At 66.0% G+C, this 18,805-nt stretch carries 10 protein-coding genes; 7 read left to right on the top strand and 3 right to left on the bottom strand.

Going from position 1 to position 18,805, the window contains the following annotated elements; all coding sequences use genetic code 11:
• The first annotated feature begins 281 nt into the window (after nt 1-281).
• The 4 genes from DPR14_RS14680 (at nt 282) to DPR14_RS14695 (ending at nt 8,483) form a co-directional block, all read left to right on the top strand.
• Complete coding sequence (locus DPR14_RS14680; RefSeq protein WP_158045808.1) at nt 282-3,614, top strand: transglutaminase family protein; 3,333 nt, start codon at nt 282-284, stop codon at nt 3,612-3,614.
• Nucleotides 3,607-6,216, top strand: a complete 2,610-nt coding sequence (locus DPR14_RS14685; RefSeq protein WP_246148176.1) for a circularly permuted type 2 ATP-grasp protein — start codon at nt 3,607-3,609, stop codon at nt 6,214-6,216. Before DPR14_RS14680 ends, DPR14_RS14685 begins: the two co-directional genes overlap by 8 nt.
• Nucleotides 6,194-7,207 (top strand): transglutaminase family protein, encoded by a 1,014-nt coding sequence (locus tag DPR14_RS14690; RefSeq protein WP_158045809.1) that lies wholly within the window; start codon nt 6,194-6,196, stop codon nt 7,205-7,207. The genes DPR14_RS14685 and DPR14_RS14690 overlap by 23 nt, the downstream gene beginning before the upstream one ends.
• A 118-nt stretch (nt 7,208-7,325) precedes the next feature.
• Nucleotides 7,326-8,483 carry a GGDEF domain-containing protein gene (locus DPR14_RS14695; RefSeq protein WP_343038652.1) on the top strand — a complete coding sequence of 386 codons (1,158 nt, stop codon included), beginning with the start codon at nt 7,326-7,328 and terminating at the stop codon, nt 8,481-8,483.
• 221 nt (nt 8,484-8,704) lie between these two features.
• On the opposite strand, the gene DPR14_RS14700 is transcribed toward DPR14_RS14695, so the two are convergent.
• The 3 genes from DPR14_RS14700 to DPR14_RS14710 form a co-directional block, all read right to left on the bottom strand.
• Entirely contained in the window at nt 8,705-10,318 is a 1,614-nt protein-coding gene (locus tag DPR14_RS14700) for a peptide chain release factor 3 (RefSeq protein ID WP_158045810.1), read from the bottom strand.
• 45 nt (nt 10,319-10,363) lie between these two features.
• Nucleotides 10,364-11,776 carry a DEAD/DEAH box helicase gene (locus DPR14_RS14705; protein WP_158045811.1) on the bottom strand — a complete coding sequence of 471 codons (1,413 nt, stop codon included), beginning with the start codon at nt 11,774-11,776 and terminating at the stop codon, nt 10,364-10,366.
• Between the two features lie 390 nt (nt 11,777-12,166).
• Complete coding sequence (locus DPR14_RS14710; protein WP_158045812.1) at nt 12,167-14,644, bottom strand: glycogen/starch/alpha-glucan phosphorylase; 2,478 nt, start codon at nt 14,642-14,644, stop codon at nt 12,167-12,169.
• Between the two features lie 311 nt (nt 14,645-14,955).
• Between DPR14_RS14710 and DPR14_RS14715 the strand changes: the two genes are divergently transcribed.
• The 3 genes from DPR14_RS14715 (at nt 14,956) to DPR14_RS14725 (ending at nt 18,514) form a co-directional block, all read left to right on the top strand.
• Nucleotides 14,956-16,095, top strand: coding sequence for a GNAT family N-acetyltransferase/peptidase C39 family protein (locus DPR14_RS14715; RefSeq protein WP_246148177.1), 1,140 nt, complete (start codon nt 14,956-14,958; stop codon nt 16,093-16,095).
• Nucleotides 16,096-17,580 (top strand): RimK family protein, encoded by a 1,485-nt coding sequence (locus DPR14_RS14720; RefSeq protein ID WP_158045814.1) that lies wholly within the window; start codon nt 16,096-16,098, stop codon nt 17,578-17,580. It abuts the gene before it with no gap.
• A 460-nt stretch (nt 17,581-18,040) separates the two neighbouring features.
• Nucleotides 18,041-18,514 (top strand): sigma-70 family RNA polymerase sigma factor, encoded by a 474-nt coding sequence (locus DPR14_RS14725; RefSeq protein WP_158045815.1) that lies wholly within the window; start codon nt 18,041-18,043, stop codon nt 18,512-18,514.
• The last annotated feature ends 291 nt before the right edge of the window (nt 18,515-18,805 follow it).

The following is an 18,805-nucleotide window of genomic DNA, read 5'->3' on the forward strand; positions in this document are numbered from 1 at the left end:
TCTTTTTTCGTTCTTCTGGACCGCCGGGCGACGCCCGAGGAGCACTGAGCGTCTCACCTCCCCAGCCAAGCTGCGACATTGTGTCGCTAAAAATAGGTCGATCCATGATGATCGGCAAGCATCCCGCTTTTCCTCATTCGAGTGATTCTGGCGGGTACCGTCATGCCGCAATGCGGGATATGATGACAGGCTACTACCCAATAGCCGGAACGCCGGACCGGCGGACGGTTCCCCCTGCGTCGCAGTCGGTGCGCCCTGCACCAAAAATTCGAGGCGAGTTCATGGCGATACACGTCGCACTCAATCACAAGACCTTCTACCGCTATGACCGGATGGTGTCGCTGGGGCCGCAGATCGTCAGGCTCCGGCCCGCCCCCCACTGCCGCACGCCGATCCTCAGCTACTCACTCAAGGTCGAGCCGAAGCAGCACTTCCTCAATTGGCAGCAGGACCCGCAGTCCAACTATCTGGCCCGCTTCGTCTTTCCGGAGAAGACCGACACCCTGTCGATCGAGGTCGACCTTGTCGCCGAAATCTCGGTGATCAACCCGTTCGACTTCTTCCTGGAGCCCAGCGCCGAGCAGTGGCCGCTGGAGTACGAGCCGTGGCTGCAGCGCGAGCTGCGCCCCTACATGGAGACGGAGAAGGTCGGGCCGAAGCTCGCGGCATGGATCGCAAGCGTCCCGCGCGAGCCGATGCAGTCGGTCAACTTCGTGGTTGCGCTGAACCAGCGGCTCCAGCAGGAGATCGGCTACGTGATCCGCCTGGAGCCAGGCATCCAGACGCCGGAGGAAACCCTGACGCTGGGCACCGGGTCGTGCCGCGACAGCGCCTGGCTTATGGTCCAGATCCTGCGCAACCTGGGCCTCGCCGCCCGTTTCGTGTCGGGCTACCTGATCCAGCTGACCGCCGACCAGAAGGCGCTGGACGGCCCCAGCGGCACCGAGGTGGACTTCACCGACCTGCACGCCTGGACCGAGGTCTACCTGCCCGGCGCCGGTTGGATCGGGCTCGACCCGACCTCCGGGCTGCTGGCCGGCGAAGGCCATATCCCGCTGGCCTGCACCCCCGACGCGTCGAGCGCCGCTCCCATCACCGGCGCGGTGGACGAGTGCGAGGTCGAGTTCGGCCACGAGATGTCGATCACCCGCATCTACGAGGCGCCGCGGGTCACCAAGCCCTATACCGAGTCCCAATGGGGTGCCATCGAGGCGCTGGGCCATCGGATCGACCAGGAGCTGAACGACGGCGACGTCCGGCTGACCATGGGCGGCGAGCCGACCTTCGTGTCGATCGACGACATGGAAGGGGCGGAGTGGAACACCGCCGCGGTCGGGCCGACCAAGCGGCAGTACGCCGCCACCCTGCTGGACCGCCTGATGCGCCGGTTCGCGCCCGGCGGCCTGGTCCATTACGGCCAGGGCAAGTGGTATCCGGGCGAAAGCCTGCCGCGCTGGGCGCTCAGCATCTACTGGCGGCGCGATGGCGACGCCATGTGGGCCAACACCGACCTGCTGGCGAAGGAGACCGTGGATTACGGCTTCGGAACGCAGGAGGCAGGCCTGTTCCTGGTGACGCTCGCCAAGAGGCTGGGGATCGAGCCGAGCCTGGTGCTGGCGGCCTATGAGGACCCCTGGCATTACCTGCGGAAGGAACAGCAGCTCCCGGTCAACGTCGACCCGCTCGACAGCAAGCTGGAGGACAAGGAGGAGCGCGCGAGGCTGGCCAAGGTGTTCCAGCGCGGCCTGAACGAGCCGGTCGGGTTCGCCCTTCCGATCAACCGGCGGATGGACCAGAAGGGACCGGTCTGGCTGTCCAGCACCTGGCCGCTGCGCCAGGAACGCCTGCTCCTGGCCCCGGGCGACAGCGCGCTCGGATACCGCCTGCCCCTGGGGTCCCTGCCCTGGGTCGACATGCGCGACTATCCCTTTTCCTGGGAGCAGGACCCGTTCGACGACCGCGCTCCGCTCGCCCCCCACGCGGTTCCGCTGCGCCAGCGCACGGCGGAACCGCCCAAGCCGGAAGCCCTGCGCCGCCAGGCCTACCAGGCCATGGCGGAGGTCAGGACCGAGATCCCCGAGGCCGGCAAGTCGGCCTGGTGGGTGGTTCGGACTGCGCTGTGCTGCGAGGCGCGTGACGGCAAGCTCTACCTGTTCATGCCGCCCATGAGCATGCTGGAGGATTACCTGGCCCTGGTCGCCGAGATCGAGGCCACCGCGGTCGAGCTGAACATGCCGGTGATCCTGGAAGGCTACCAGCCGCCCCGCGACCCCCGGCTCAACAGCATGGCGGTCACCCCGGACCCGGGCGTGATCGAGGTCAACATCCACCCGTCCCACTCCTGGGACGAGCTGGTGCGCAACAACTTCGCCCTCTACGAGGAAGCGCGGCTGGCCCGTCTGGGGACCGAGAAGTTCATGCTCGACGGCCGCCATGTCGGGACCGGCGGCGGCAACCATGTGGTGGTCGGCGGGGCGACTCCGACGGACAGCCCGTTCCTGCGACGGCCCGACCTGCTGCGCAGCCTGATCACCTACTGGCAGAACCACCCGTCGCTGTCCTACGTGTTCTCCGGCCTTTTCATCGGCCCGACCAGCCAGGCGCCCCGGATCGACGAGGCGCGGAACGACTCGCTGTACGAGCTGGAGATCGCGTTCAACCAGATCGACCAGGCCGCCGCCGGCGGCTGGTGCCCGCCCTGGCTGATCGACCGGGTGCTGCGCCACTTGCTGACCGACATGCAGGGCAACACCCACCGCGCGGAGTTCTGCATCGACAAGCTCTACTCGCCGGACAGCAGCAGCGGCCGGCTGGGTCTGGTCGAGTTCCGCGCCTTCGAGATGCCGCCGCACGCCCAGATGAGCCTGACCCAGCAGCTCCTGATGCGCGCCATGATCGCCCGCTTCTGGAAGACTCCGTACAAGAACCGGCTGGTGCGCTGGGGCACCGAGCTGGCCGACAAGTTCATGCTGCCCCACTTCATCCAGCAGGACCTGTCGGACGTGCTGGCCGACATGCGCGACCATGGCTACGCCATCCAGGACGATTGGTTTGCGCCGCACGTTAACTTCCGCTTCGCGCTGTGCGGCGAAGTGGCGCATCGCGGCATGCTGATGGAGATCCGGCAGGCGCTGGAGCCCTGGCACGTCCTGGGTGAGGAGCCCGGCGGCGGCGGCACCGTGCGGTATGTGGACAGCTCGGTCGAGCGCGTGCAGGTGAAGATCGGCGGCATGGTCGGATCGCGTCACGCCGTTGTTTGCAACGGGCGCCGGGTTCCGCTTCATCCCACGGGAGTCGACGGGGAATTTGTCGCCGGCGTGCGGTACCGGGCCTGGCAGCCGCCGTCCTGCCTGCACCCGACCATCCCGGTCCACAGCCCCCTGGTGTTCGACATCCTGGACACCTGGTCGGGCCGCTCGGTGGGCGGCTGCTCGTACCATGTGGCCCATCCGGGAGGCCGGAACCACGAGACTTTCCCGGTTAACGCCCACGAGGCCGAAGGACGGCGGCTTGCCCGCTTCTTCCCGTTCGGTCACACTCCGGGTCCGATGGAGACACCGCCGGAAAGGCGAAACCTGGAGTTTCCTTTGACTCTCGACCTGCGCCTTGGCTGATACCGAAGCACTGGAACAAGAAGGCCGCCGCGCCGTCACCGAGCAGGGTTCCCTGTTCGGTGACGCGCACGCGCTCCAATACGGTACCGGCCCGGTCTATGACGAGATGGTCACCGGGGGCGGACGGCTGCGCCCGCACTGGCAGCGCTTCATGGGAGCGCTGGGCGTCCTCGACCCGTCGCTGATGGCCGAGCGGTGGGAGGCGGCGCGCCGCCTGCTGCACCAAAACGGCGTCACCTACAACATCTACGGCGATCCCCAGGGCATGGAGCGGCCCTGGCCGCTCGACATGATCCCGCTGCTGATCCCGGCGGAGGAATGGGACGGGATCGAGGCCGGGCTGATCCAGCGCGCGACCTTGCTCAACGCCATGCTGGCCGACCTGTACGGTCCCCAGGACCTGATCCGGTCGGGCCGGCTTCCCGCGGCGCTGCTCTTTTCCGACCGCGGATTCCAGCGGACCTGCCACGGCGCCGTGCCGACCGGCGGGGTGTTCCTGCACCTTTACGCCGCCGACCTGGCGCGGGCGCCCGACGGCCGCTGGTGGGTGCTCGGCGACCGGACCCAGACGCCCAGCGGCGCCGGTTATGCGCTGGAGAACCGGGCGGTGGTCAGCCGGGTCCTGACCGACGCCTTCAAGGACTGCAACGTCCGTACCCTGGGGCCCTTCTTCACGGCGCTGCGCGAGATGCTGGTCCGGCTGGCGCCCCGCCCGACCCGCGATCCGCGCATCGTCCTGCTGACGCCCGGCCCCTACAACGAGACCTATTTCGAGCACGCCTACCTGGCCCGCCACCTCGGCATCACGCTGGTGGAGGGCGGCGACCTGACTGTGCGCGACCGTCAGGTGTTCCTGAAGACGCTGAGCGGGCTGGAGCCGGTGGACGTGATCCTGCGCCGGCTGGACGATGATTATTGCGATCCGCTGGAACTGCGGTCGGACAGTTCGCTGGGAGTCGCCGGCCTGGTCCAGGCGGTGCGCGCCGGGACGGTGGCCGTCGCCAACGCGCTGGGCAGCGGGCTGATCGAGTCGTTGTCGTTCAAGCCGTTCCTGCCGATGCTGTGCCGCCACCTGCTGGGCGAGGAGTTGAAAATCCCGGGCGTCGCCATGTGGTGGTGCGGCCAGGAGGAGGAGCGGACCTACGTGATCGAGCATCTTGATCGCCTGGTCATCAAGCCTGCCTTCGCGCATCTCGGCTCCGAGCCGGTGTTCGGCTCGTCCCTGACCCGGCAGGAGCGCCTGGACCTGATCGCCCGCCTGCGCGCCCGTCCGGCCGACTTCATCGGCCAGGAGCAGCTCGGCCTCTCCACCGTCCCGACCTGGATCGACGGTGCGCTCCAGCCGCGCCCGCTGGTGATGCGGGTGTATCTCGCGGCCAAGCCCGAGGGCGGCTACACGGTGATGCCCGGCGGGCTGACCCGCATGTCGGCGACCGCCGGCCGGCTGATCGTGTCGATGCAGCGCGGCGGCGGCAGCAAGGATACCTGGGTGATGGCCCGAGGGCCGGCGGAAGGCCGCGCCGCGCCGCCCCGGCCCCAGGGCGTCCCGGCGGAGGTCCGCAGCACGGAGCCGCGCACCGTCGCCGCGCGCGACGTGGACGTGAAGCCCCAGAGCGGCGACCTGCCGTCGCGCGTCGCCGACGGCCTGTTCTGGCTGGGGCGCTACGCCGAGCGGTCGGAGAGCACGCTGCGCATCCTGCGCGGGGTCTATACCCGCCTGTCCGACGGCACCCGGCCCGGCGGCGGGGACGAGCTGGTGCCGCTGATGCGGCTGATGGACTGGACCGGCATGGTGCCCCGCGATCTGGCCGACATGGCGGAGAGCGGAACCGGGCGCGGCCTGCGCCAAGCGCTCCAGGGAGCGGTATTCGACGGAGGGCACCCGAACAGCCTGCGCGCCAATATCCAGCGGCTGCACCGGACCGCCGCCGGCGTGCGCGACCGGCTATCGCTCGACATGTGGCGCGTGATTTCCCAGCTCGACCGCCAATGCGAGCCCGTCTCGGCGCGGGCGCGGGTCGATACGGCGATGCTGCTGCGGCTGGACGACCTGATCACCACGCTCGCGGCCCTGGCCGGACTGGAACAGGAAAGCATGACCCGCGGTCCGGGCTGGCGATTCCTCGACATCGGACGGCGACTGGAACGCGGAATCAACAGCTTGGCGCTGATGCGCGGCACCCGGATCTGCGACGGCGTCGGCGACGATCCGGCGGTGCTGGAAGTCCTGCTGGAACTCGGCGAGAGCTTCATGACCTACCGGGAGCGCTACTATACCACCGCCCAGCGGACGCCGGTCCTGTACCTGCTGCTGTGCGACGAGACGAACCCCCGCGCCCTGGCCTACCAGCTCTCCCACCTCGCGAGGCATCTGGCGGCCCTGCCGCGCCCGCCGGTGGTCAACCTGCGGGTCAACCAGACCCCGATCGCGGCGGCGATCCGTCTGATCGAGGACACCCGCGAAATCCTGCGCGAGCCGGAAATCATCCGCGACCGCTTCGCGCTCCGCAACGCCCTGAACGGCCTGGCCGACCGGCTGCCCGAAATCTCCAACCTGCTGGCCCACGCCTATTTCAGCCATGCCTTCTCCCGCCCAGCCTGACCCTGCCGCCGTGCCGGACGATGCCGCCGCGCCCGAGGAATCCGACGCGCCCGAGGAATCCAGTGCGTCCGAGGAATCCAGTGCGCCCGGCGACGCCGCGGCCCGGCCGGTGCGCTACCGCACCCGGCACACGACCAACTACGAGTACGGCGACGGAGTCTCGGTCTCCCAGCACGTCGTCCATCTCGGCCCGCGCGACAATCCGCGGCAAACCTGCTCGTCGGTGACCCTGACGATCACACCCGAGCCCGCCGTGCGGGAGGCCTGGCTGGACTATTTCGGAAACCCGGCGGAGTATTTCGCGGTCCAGGAGCCCCACCGGTCGCTGCTGATCGAGTCGGTCGTCGAACTGGAAGTCACGCCGCCCGAGCCGCTGGAAGCCGACTCCGCCCCCGCGTGGGAAGAGGTCAGGGACACGGCCCGGGTGCCGCGCGCTTGCGATGCGATCGAGGCCAACGAGTTCCTGTTCGACAGCGTGATGGTAAAAGCGTCGCCCGACTTGGCCGCCTACGCAGAACCGTCGTTCCCACCGGGCCGGCCCGCGGTCGAGGCCGTGCTAGACCTGATGCACCGCATCCATGGGGACTTCACCTTCGATTCGACGGCGACGACGGTGGCGACTCCGCTGGCGGACGTGCTCGCCCACAGGCGCGGCGTCTGCCAGGACTTCGCCCATCTGGGAGTCGGCTGCCTGCGTTCGATCGGGCTCCCCGCCCGCTATGTCAGCGGCTATCTGCGCACCCATCCGCCGCCGGGTCGCCCCCGGCTGGTCGGTGCCGACATGTCGCACGCCTGGTTCTCCGTCTGGTGCGGGACGGAGACCGGCTGGGTCGACCTGGACCCGACCAACGACAAGCCGGTCGATGCCGACTACATCACGCTTGCCTGGGGCCGCGACTATGACGACGTCAGTCCCGTGAGGGGTGTGATCCTGGGCGGCTGGGGCCACACGTTGAGCGTCCAGGTGGACGTGGAACCTCTTACGGATTGAAAACCCTACCAATGTAGGGCTTATTTTAGTATATTCCCGCGAAATACATCAAAGCCTTGCGGGCGAAGGCGTGAAACAAAAACTTACAAATATATTGATTCGTGTAGCTGACAAAACGTTGGCGAATATCGATGGTGACCTTTCCCTGGCCCAGGTCCATGACCTGATACAGCCCAGGGGCCACTCGCCCGTGATACAGCGGCGGCGCGCCGCCCTTATCGTTTCCCGGGCCCGGATCGTCGCCGGCGTCTTCTCCATCCTGACGCCGCTCTGGATCGCCATCGACATGTACCTGTTCGCCTGGCCCGAATGGGGTTACCTGGCGGCGCTGAGGGTCAGCGCCAGCGTTGCCTTCGGCGCGCTGGCGCTTTCCTACCGCGGCGGCGAGGGGATGAAGCAGGCTTGGACGGCATTGGCATGGCTTCTATCGGTACCGACGCTGTTCTTCATCGCGTCGCATCCGATGGTCAACCAGTTCGACCCGGACAGCCCCGCGGCCGCCATAGCGGCCGGCTACGCCTTCCTGCCGTTCGTGATGTGCGCCGGCCTCAGCGTCTTTCCCATCACCGCGGTGGAAGGGATCATCTTCGCCACCCCGCTGCTGCTGGCCCACCTGACTGCCGGCGTCTACGGGTCGGCGATCTTCCCGTTCAACTCCTATCTCGGGGCCATGTGGCTTCTGTTGCTGCTGTCCTCCGTCGCGACGCTGGCGGCCATGAGCCAACTCCATTTCCTCATGGCACTGGTCAACCAGTCCTCGCACGACAAGCTGACCGGCGCCTATGCCCGGCGGATCGGGGAGGAAATGCTGAACCTCCAGTTCGGCAACGCCCGACGCAACAAGCGCCCGTTGTCCCTGGTGTTCGTCGACCTGGACGATTTCAAGAAGGTGAACGACCGCTTCGGCCATGAGGAGGGTGACCGCGTGTTGCGCGACGCGGCGCAGTCCCTGCTGAAGGGGCTGCGCCAGGGTGACTTGGTCATCCGCTGGGGCGGGGAGGAGTTCCTGATCGTCATGCCCGATACGGACACGCCGGGCGCGTTGACGGCGATCCGGCGCCTGCGCGCCGACGGGCTCGGCGTGAGGCCCGACGGCAAGCCCCAGACCGCCAGCATCGGGATCGCCGAAGCCATCACGGAAGCACTGGAAAGCTCGACCCAACTGGTGGAGATCGCCGACCACCGCATGTACGTGGCCAAGCAGGCCGGCAAGGATTGCATCTGCACCGGCGAGGAGGGCGCCCCGGTCACCAGCGTGGAACTGGAGACGGCCTGACAACGCTGCCCGATCAGGTCGATCCGCCTGGGGCAGCCGGGTCGATGCGTTGGGCCACGGCCAACCTACGATCGACGACCCGCATCAACTCTGCCCTGCATCAAACCGTAGGTTGGCCCGTGGCCCAATGCATCCCGGCGAGTGGAACGGCAGGCTGCATGGACCGGAGCAAGCCAACCCGGTCGGAAACATCGGCCAGTCAGCCCCGGCTCGGCCCTCGTCTACTGCGCGGCGGCCTGTTGCACGATTCGGTTCTGCTCGCGCGTCTTCAGGAACTGCACCTTGGGGAAATCCTCCTGGGTGCGGTTCATGTGCCAGGAATTACGCGACAGGAAGACCAGCGCGCCGTCATGGTCCTCCGCCAAGTTGGCGCGGTTGGAGTCGACGAAGCGCTTCATCTCGACCGGGTCCTCGCACTCGATCCACCTGGCGGCATCGACCGAGGCCGATTCGAACCGGGCGGAAATGCCGTACTCGGCCTCGATCCGCGCCGCGAGCACCTCGAACTGGAGCTGCCCGACAACGCCGACCAGCCAATCCGACCCGAGGAGAGGCTTGAACACTTGGCTCGCCCCCTCCTCCGCGAAATGCTCCAGCGCCTTCCGCAGGTGCTTGACCCGCATCGGGTCGTCCAGGCGGACCCGCTGCAGCAGTTCAGGAGCAAAGCTCGGAACGCCCGTGAACCGCAGATCCTCGCCTTCGGTCAGCGTGTCGCCGATCCGGAGCGAGCCGTGGTTCGGGATGCCGATGATATCGCCCGGCCAAGCGTCCTCGGCCAGTTCCCGGTCGCGCGCCAGGAACAGCACCGCGTTGTTCACGGCGAGCTGCTTGCCGGAGCGCATGTGCTTCAACTTGACGCCGCGCCGGAAATGGCCCGAGCACAGCCTGAAGAAGGCGATGCGGTCACGGTGGTTGGGGTCCATGTTGGCCTGGACCTTGAACACGAACCCCGTCACTTTCGGCTCTATCGGTTCGACTTGGCGACCGTCGGCTGGCTGCGGCCGCGGCGGCGGCGCCAGTTCGCCCAACCCCTTCAGCAGCTCCTGGACACCGAAATTATTGATGGCGCTGCCGAAGAACACCGGCGTCAGATGGCCGGCGCGGTAGGACTCGAGATCGAACTCCGGACAGAGACCGCGCGCCATCTCGACCTCCTCGCGGAGCGTCGCGACGGCATGGGCCGGCAGAAGCTCGTCGAGCTTCGGGTCGTCCAGGCCTTCACACTTGATGCCCCCGCCGGCCACGTCGCCCTGGCGCTTGTCCATCAGGATCAACTGGTCGCGCAGCAGGTCGTAGCAGCCGAGGAAGCCCCGGCCGGACCCGATCGGCCAACTGGCCGGCGTGACGTCGATCGCCAGCGTCTCCTCGATCTCGCTGATCAGCTCGAACGGGTCACGGGCCTCGCGGTCCATCTTGTTGACGAACGTGATGATCGGCACGTCGCGCAGCCGGCAGACCTCGAACAGCTTGCGAGTCTGGCTCTCGATGCCCTTGGCGGCATCGATCACCATGACGGCGCTGTCGACGGCCGTCAGCGTGCGGTAGGTATCTTCGGAGAAGTCTTCGTGGCCCGGCGTGTCCACCAGGTTGAAGGTCCGGTCGTCATAATCGAAGTTCATGACCGATGCGGTCACGGAGATACCGCGCTCGCGTTCGACCTTCATCCAGTCGGACCGGGCACGACGCTGCTCGCCGCGCGCCTTGACGGCGCCGGCAAGCTGGATCGCACCACCGAACAGCAGAAGCTTCTCGGTCAGGGTAGTCTTGCCGGCGTCGGGGTGCGCGATGATCGCGAACGTCCGGCGCCGGGAGACGGCATCCTGCAGTTCATTCATGAGCTGCCTCCCTTGGCGTTTCGTACCCCGGAGATCCCGTCGGCCTTAGCTGGCCGACGAGTAGCCGCGACGGCCGCCGCCCGCGGAATGGTCGCGGTCACGGCGGACCGGATTGTAGCCGCCGCGCTCGCCATGGGGACGGTCGCCGCCGGCATGACGATGCTCGGCATGGGGACGGTCACCGTGGCCATGACCCCGGTCGCTCCGCTCGCCTTCCGGGCGACGCTGGCCGCCGAAACCGCCGCGCCCCTGGGGAGCACCCTGGCCTCCGCTGCGGTACGGCCGCTTGTTGAAGCCGCCCGGATTGGCGCTGCGCGGACGCTCGCTCGGCTCCAGGCCCGGGATCACATGGTTGGTCAGCGGCTTGCCGATGAAATGCTCGATCGCCTTGACCTGCTTCCAGTCGTTCCGGGTGAAGAACGAGTAGGCGGTGCCGGATGCACCGGCCCGGCCGGTGCGGCCGATGCGGTGGACGTAATCCTCCGCGATCTTCGGCAGGTCGAAATTGATAACCTGCGCGATGTCGGAGATGTCGATGCCGCGGGCCGCCACGTCGGTGGCGATCAGCAGGCGGATGCGGCCCCGGCGCAGGTCTTCGATCGTGCGGTTGCGCTGGTGCTGCTTCATGTCGCCATGGAGGGCGCCGGCGGAATGACCCTTGGCGCACAGCTCCTCGGCCAGGCGGTCGGCATCGCGCTTGGTCGCGGCGAAGACGATCATCTTGCCCTCGGCGTCCGTGGACACGAGGTGGTCGAGCAGGCGATGCTTGTGCCCCAGGTCATCGGCCCGCAGCAGGCGCTGGTCGATGGTGTCGTGGCTGACGTTGCGGCCCGCGATGTCGATCCGCTCCGGGTTCTTCAGCAGACGGGCGGCGAGCCGCTCCATCGGACCGTCGCAAGTCGCGGTGAACATCAGGGTCTGGCGGGCCGCCGGGCAGGCGGCGGCGATCTGTTCGACCGGCTCGATGAAGCCCATGTCGAGCATGCGGTCGGCCTCGTCCAGCACCAGAAGTTCCAGCCCCGACAGGTTGACGCGGCCCCGCTCCAGGTGGTCGATCAGACGGCCCGGAGTGGCCACGATCAGGTCGACGCGCCGCTCCAGCATGCGGAGCTGCTCACGGTACGGCATGCCGCCCAGGATCACGCCGGTCTGGACACGGTCGAACTTGGAGTACTTGCGGACGGCGTCCAGGATCTGGGTCGCCAGTTCGCGAGTCGGCGACAGCACGAGGACACGGGGTCCGAAGCTGCCGGCCGGGCGCGGCGTCTTCAGCTTCTGAAGGGCCGGAAGGACGAACGCGGCGGTCTTGCCGGTTCCGGTGTTGGCCGAAGCGACCAGATCCCGACCGGCCAGCGCCAACGGAATAGCCTTTTCCTGGATCGGGGTCGGCTCGTTGTAGCCGGAAGCTTCGACGGCTTGCAGAATGGTCGGGTGAAGGTCGAGTTCAGCGAAAGTCATAGTCAAAAACGTAATCCTCGGTACGTGAGTCCTTTCGGCGAAGGCTTGCGGCCATCACCGTGGGACAAGACAAGGCGGCGCTCCCGTCGGCCTTTCAGGCCAGGGGCGTCGCGCGTAACGAGCGGCTGCTTTCGGAGAATGAGCGAGCGGGGCGATCGGGCGATAGTCGCGTCCGAAGGTCCAGCAATACAATATCCGCAAGGCACGAGGGGCCGAAATGCGGATACGGCACCATGCCGACCGTCGGGGGCCCAAGCCACTCAACAGGGGTGTAGATAGCACCTTTCCTGGAAATTACCAGAGGCGATTTCGATGATATGTGCGCCTGCGGCAAGCTGGCAGGAGGAGGGGCGGCCTGCCGCCCCTCCTCCTGCCGGCTTGGGCCGGCCCTTACTCCTCCGGCAGGACGGGAACGGCGTTCCAGATGTCCCGGGCGTACTCGCCGATGGTCCGGTCGCTGGAGAACCAGCCCATGGACGCGGTGTTGATGACCGCCTTGCGGGTCCACTGGTCCGGGTTGCGGTACAGGTCGGCGACCGCCTCGTGGGCTTCCCGATAGGCCTGGAAGTCGGCCGTCACCAGGAACGGGTCGCCGCCGTCGGTCAGGGACTGGATCAGCGGACGGTACCGGTGCGGATCATCGGGCGAGAAGACCCCGCTCGCGATCATGTCCAGGGCCCGCTTGAGGGGCGGATTGGCCGCGATCACCTCGCGCGGATTGTAGTTGCCGTGGCGCAGCGAGCCGGCCTCCTCGGCGTTCAGGCCGAAGATGAATATGTTCTCCGGTCCGACCGCCTCGCGGATCTCGACGTTGGCGCCGTCCAGCGTACCGATGGTCAGGGCGCCGTTCAGAGCCAGCTTCATGTTGCCGGTACCCGACGCCTCCATTCCCGCGGTGGAGATCTGCTCGGACAGGTCGGCCGCCGGCATGATCACCTCGGCCAGGGTGACGTTGTAGTTCGGCAGCAGCGCGATCTTCAGCAGGCCCCGGACGGCGGGGTCCTGGTTGACCACCTTGGCGACGTCGTTGATCAGCTTCAGCACCAGCTTCGCCATATGATATGACGGAGCCGCCTTGCCGGCGAAGATCTTGGTCACCGGCACCCAGTTGACCGTCTGGCTGTCGCGCATGTCGTTGTACAGCGCGATCGTCTGCAGCACGTTCAGGAGCTGGCGCTTGTACTCGTGGATGCGCTTGACCTGCACGTCGAACATGCTGTCGATCGACACCTCGACGTTCAGCTCCCGCGCGATCAGCGCCGCCAGGCGCTTCTTGTTCTGGCGCTTCGCCCGGCGGAACTCCTCGCGGAACACCTCGTCCTCGGCCCGCGGCTTCAGGGCCTCCAGCTCTTCCAGGTTCCGGATCCAGCCGCTGCCGATCCGGCTGGTGATCAGGTTGGACAAGGGCTTGTTGGACTGGTGCAGCCAGCGGCGCGGCGTGATGCCGTTGGTCTTGTTGTTGATCCGGTCGGGAAACTCCCGGTGCAGGTCGGCGAACACCGTCTGCTTCATCAGTTCCGTGTGCAGGCCCGCGACGCCGTTGACCTTGTGGCTGCCGATGAAGGCCAGGTTGCCCATGCGCACGCGGCGGTCGCCGTTCTCGTCGATCAGCGACACCCGGGCCAGCGTTCCGCTGTCCACGGACTTGCGCGCCTGCACCTTCTGCAGGAAGCGGCCGTTGATCTCGTAGATGATCTGCATGTGCCGCGGCAGCACCCGTTCGATCAGCCGAACCGGCCAGGCTTCCAGGGCCTCCGGCAGCAGGGTGTGGTTCGTGTAGGAGAAGGTGCGCTGGGTGATGTCCCAGGCATGGTCCCAGTTGAGCGCGTGCTTGTCGACCAGCAGGCGCATCAGCTCGGCGATGCCGATGGCCGGATGCGTGTCGTTGATCTGGATCGCCGCCTTTTCGGGCAGCTCGTCGAAGCCGCTGTGGTGCTGGGTGTAGCGGCGCAGGATGTCCTGGAGCGAGGCCGACGTGAAGAAATATTCCTGCTTGAAGCGAAGCTCGCGGCCGGCATCGGTCGCGTCGTTCGGGTACAGCACGCGGCTCAGGTTCTCGGACAGGATCTTCTGCTCGACGGCCTTCATGTAGTCGCCGTCGTTGAAGTGGCCGAAGTGGAAGTCGCTGGTCGCGCGGGCCGACCACAGCCGGAGCGTATTGATGGTCCTGCCGCCGTAGCCGACCACCGGGGTGTCGAACGCCATCGCCAGGACGCGCTCGGTGTCGACCCACTTGTAGGCGCGCTCGCCCATGCTGTCCCGGGTCTCCTCGACCCGGCCGTAGAACTGCACGGGATAGAGCACTTCCGGACGCGGGAATTCCCACGGATTGCCGAACTGCAGCCAGTGTTCCGGATGCTCGACCTGCCAGCCATGCTCGAACCGCTGCTCGAACAGGCCGAACTCGTACCGGATGCCGTAACCGTAACCGGGGAGCCCGAGGGTCGCCATGCTGTCGAGGAAGCAGGCGGCGAGGCGTCCGAGGCCGCCGTTGCCCAGGGCCGCGTCCGGTTCGACGTCGGCGATGTCGTCCAGCCGCATGCCCAGGCCGTCCAGCGCCTCGCCGACCGCCTGCATCACGCCCAGGTTGGCCAGGCTGTTGGTCATCAGTCGGCCGATCAGGAATTCCAGCGAAAGGTAATATACCCGCTTGGCATCGGCCTGGTAATAGCTCCGGGTGGTTTCCATCCAGCGGTCGACCAGGCGATCCCTCACGGCGAAGGCTGATGTGGTGAACCAGTCGCGGCGGGTCGCCGAGCGGCTGTCTTTACCAACCGTGTAAACCAGACCTTCGAGGAAGGACCTCTTGAAGGCTTCGGTGTCCAGGCCCCGGTGTTCCAGGCTCCGCGGATTGTAGCGTGCGTCCATGGATACGCGACTTTCTGCTGCAAACTTCGTGAATCGGATCGCGCGTCCCCTCGTGCCACGCGAATGATTAACCGTGTACCGCTTTTTTAGTTAAGACTTCCTAAGCGTTGCTATCCGGATCTCGGCGCCCGGTTCGTTTCGCAGCATCTTCCCTGGTAATGTGAAGAGAGTAGGATGAGTTGTCACCGGCCATGCCGGCGCGTATCCCGTAGGGCAAGATGCTGGACCATACCACGCATACCAAGGTAATTCACCAAAGTGCGGCGGCAAATACGATCAGACGCGCTACCGTTTCGGATATCCCGGCGCTTTTGGAGGTCGAATGCCGCTCCTTCGAGTCGGACCGCCTCACCCGACGCAACTTCAATTACCTCCTCAAGCGCGGTAACGCTGTCTGCCTGGTCGAAACCCATGCGGCCGCACCCGCGGCCGGCACGGCCGGCGAGGTATCGCCGCCGCCGCGCCGCATCGCGGGCTACGTGCTCCTGCTGTTCAACGCGGGAACCTCGCTCGCGCGGCTCTACTCGTTCGCGGTCGATCCGGATTTCCGTCGGCAGGGGGTTGCCCAAAGGCTGCTGGCGGAAGCCGAGCGCGAGGCGAAGGAGCACGAATGCGTCTATCTCCGGCTGGAGGTGCGGCGCGACAACGAGGCGGCCATAGGCCTCTACCGCCGCGCCGGTTACCGGGAATTCGGCATCTACCGCGATTATTACGCCGACCACATGGAAGCGCTGCGCCTGGAAAAGAGGTTGACCAACGCCACCGGGCCGCGCGGCATCCGGGTGCCCTATTATGAACAAACTTTGGATTTCACCTGTGGCCCGTCGGCCCTGATGATGGCGATGAAGGCCCTCGACCCCTCGCTCGACCTGAACAGGTCGCTGGAGCTTCGGATCTGGCGGGAATCCACCACCATCTTCATGACGTCCGGACACGGCGGCTGCGGCCCCTATGGGTTGGCCCTGTCGGCTTGGCGGCGCGGTTTCGGCGTGGAACTGGTCCTCAACGACGACCGCGCGCTGTTCCTGGACAGCGTGCGCAGCGAGGAAAAGAAGGAGGTGCTCCGGCTCGTCCAGGAGGACATGCAGAAGGACATCGCGGAAACCGACATCGTGGTCGGCTACCGGAGCTTCGGCGCCGCCGAGCTGACCGATCTCGTGGCGTCGGGGGCAATCCCCGTGGTGCTGATCAGTTCCTACCGGATCTACCACGAGAAGTTTCCGCATTGGGTCGTTGTCGCCGGATGCGACGAACGGTTCTTCTATGTCCACGATCCCCTGGTCGAAACAGCCAAGCACACTAGCGACACGGATCGCGTGAACATGCCCATCCTCAAGAAGGACTTCGAGCGCATGGCCCGCTACGGCAAGGCCCAGCTCAAGGCCATGGTCGTCCTACGACCCCGCCGGCAAGGACCCGGCCGGGGTCAAACCCGGCAGGATCAACACTGAATGTCGTCCCATCTGATCATCGTCGACAGGTCCTCCACCTTCAAGTTCGGTCGTACCGACCTAGAGATCATCACCACCAAGGACTACATCGCCAGACCCGAGGCGGTCCGGACGCGCACCCCGAAGATCGTCAACCTCAGCCGTGCCTACAGCTATCTGGGCGCCGGCTACTATTGCTCGCTGCTGGCGGAGGCCCGCACCCAGAAGGTCATCCCGACGGTCAAGACGATCCTCGACCTCAGCCAGAAGAGCATCTACCGCTACGCACTGCCGGAGTTGGAGGAACTCCTGCGCCGGCGCCTGAAGCGCATGGCGCAGCCGCCCGAGGCGTCGTTCACGCTCTACAGCTTCTTCGGCACCGCCGACGACCGCCGGTTCCAGGATCTGACCCGGCGCGCCTTCGACGTGTTCCGGTGCCCCATGCTGAAGATCCAGATCCGCCTGAAGGACGACTGGCACATCCATTCGCTCCAGCCCCTGTCGCTGGACGACCTGCGGCCCGACCAGGAGGACCATTTCCGCGCCTCGCTCGACGCCTATACCAAGGCGACCTGGCGCGAGCCGACGGAGAAGGCGCCGCCCCGCTACACCATGGCCATGCTGCACAATCCCAAGGACGAGCTGCCGCCCAGCAGCGCCAAGACGCTGCAGAAATTCATCAAGGCCGGGGAGGCGCTGGGCATCGCCATCGAGCCGATCGAGAAGAAGGACTATCTGCGCCTCGCGGAATACGACGCGCTGTTCATCCGCGAGACAACGTCGCTGGACGACCACACCTACCGCTTCGCCAAGAAGGCGGAGAAGGAAGGCATGGCGGTGATCGACGACCCCAACTCGATCTTGCGATGCACCAACAAGGTCTACCTCGCCGAGCTGCTCCGGGCGAACAAGGTGCCGGCGCCGAAGACGATCATCGTCGACAAGGCGAAGGTCGCGACCATCGAGCAGGACATCCCCTACCCCATCGTGCTGAAGATCCCGGACGGATCGTTCTCGCGCGGGGTCTACAAGGTGCAGAACCGGGGAGAACTGGAGGCGACCGCCGCCACCCTGTTCGAAGAGTCCGACGTCATCCTCGCCCAGGAGTTCATGTATACGGAGTTCGACTGGCGGGTCGGAGTGCTGAACCGGCAACCGATCTTCGTCTGCCAATACTTGATGGCGAAGAAGCATTGGCAGATCGTCAAGCATAATAGCGACGGCCGGTTCGAGCAGGGCTCTTTCAAGACCATGCTGGTGGACGAGGCGCCGAAGGCCGTCGTCGAGATCGCGGTGAAAGCTGCGGGCCTGATCGGCAACGGCCTCTACGGAGTTGATCTGAAGCAGAACGACCGCGGCATCTTCGTCATCGAGATCAATGACAATCCCAACATTGATACGGGAGTCGAGGATCTCAGATTAAAAGATGAATTGTATAAAATTATTGTTCGTGAGTTCATAAGACGTTTGGATGGTCGGACAAACGGTGAAGCGGGACGCAGCTAGTCGATATACCGCTTATTTGCGCTTCCCCTTATAATTTCTTTGCTCGGCTCGGTTGGAACATTCGCAAACGGTCCACGTTGAAATCGCACCAACACCGGAGCAACCGGGCCGGCGCCAGGAATTGGGGCCACCGGGCACGCTCCGCAGCGACGAGGAATCGACAAGCCGATCGTGACCAGCATGGACCGCTCATGAAATGAAGTTCTAGGACCGGATCCGCCAAGGCGCCGATATAGGCGTCGGATCCGGGGAGGGCCGGCTGCCACCGGCACTCCATGGCGAAGCTTTTCCCGAACCGCGGGACAAGTTCACCTCCGCCGACCAAGACCCGGTGAGGCACCGGGCGTTCCAGGACCTGCCAGTCCAGACCGCCAAGGACCAAACCCACTCCCGACCGCTCGAGGGCGCAGCACCAGACCCCGGGGCCGCCCTCTCAGAACAGAGACCATTGGAGCGTACTATGGCTTACTCGTTCGACATGGAACTAGTCAACTGCATTCCCAACCTGCAGCGCTATGCCTGTAAGCTGACCCGCGACGCTTCGAGCGCCGAAGACCTGACCCAGGATTGCCTGGCGCGCGCCCTGTCGCGGTCCCATCGCTTCGAACCCGGTACCAACATGCAGGCATGGCTGACGACCATGCTGAAGAACCTCCACTTCAACAACCTGCAGCGTGACAAGCACGTCACCAAGGTCGAGTTGTGGGATCATGCCATGTCCGTCGAGCCGGCCCAGCTCTCCCGCCTGGTGTTCCGCGATGTCGACCGGGCCTTCGACAGCCTGACGCCGTGCCAGCGGAAAGTCGTGCGGCTTGTCGCGATCGAGGGCCGCCCCTACCAGGAAGCGGCGGAGAAGCTGAACGTTTCCATCGGTACGATCCGGTCCCGCCTGTGCCGGGCGCGCGAACGGCTGAACACCCTTATGGCGGCCTGACGGGGAGGCTGCCCGCACGCGCTGCGGCTCCTGCCGAACGCTGGAGGGGAGTGCCCGGAACAGGACTTCGCCGGGCATCTCCCGCCGGAACAAGGAGAGGGGAATTTTGTTTAGGACCCGACGCCACGATTGTAGCCGGTTCAGCCGCTTTTTCATGCATACCGGGAGGTCGCGGTCCGCGAACGCCATTGCGGATACCCGGTTGTTTGTCGTAAATGGCATAGAAGTGCTTGACGGCCTCAATAGTGCTCATAGTCCATCAGGAGACCGCCTGCTTCGGTTTTTCCCGTT

It is taken from the genome of Skermanella pratensis (genome assembly GCF_008843145.1).
Lineage (GTDB): Bacteria > Pseudomonadota > Alphaproteobacteria > Azospirillales > Azospirillaceae > Skermanella > Skermanella pratensis.

Coding starts and splice junctions, on each gene's coding strand:
- DPR14_RS14680 (WP_158045808.1), top strand. CDS start 282: ATGGCGATACACGTCGCACTCAATCACAAGACCTTCTACCGCTATGAC.
- DPR14_RS14690 (WP_158045809.1), top strand. CDS start 6,194: ATGCCTTCTCCCGCCCAGCCTGACCCTGCCGCCGTGCCGGACGATGCC.
- DPR14_RS14700 (WP_158045810.1), bottom strand. CDS start 10,318: ATGAATGAACTGCAGGATGCCGTCTCCCGGCGCCGGACGTTCGCGATC.
- DPR14_RS14705 (WP_158045811.1), bottom strand. CDS start 11,776: ATGACTTTCGCTGAACTCGACCTTCACCCGACCATTCTGCAAGCCGTC.
- DPR14_RS14710 (WP_158045812.1), bottom strand. CDS start 14,644: ATGGACGCACGCTACAATCCGCGGAGCCTGGAACACCGGGGCCTGGAC.
- DPR14_RS14720 (WP_158045814.1), top strand. CDS start 16,096: ATGTCGTCCCATCTGATCATCGTCGACAGGTCCTCCACCTTCAAGTTC.
- DPR14_RS14725 (WP_158045815.1), top strand. CDS start 18,041: ATGGCTTACTCGTTCGACATGGAACTAGTCAACTGCATTCCCAACCTG.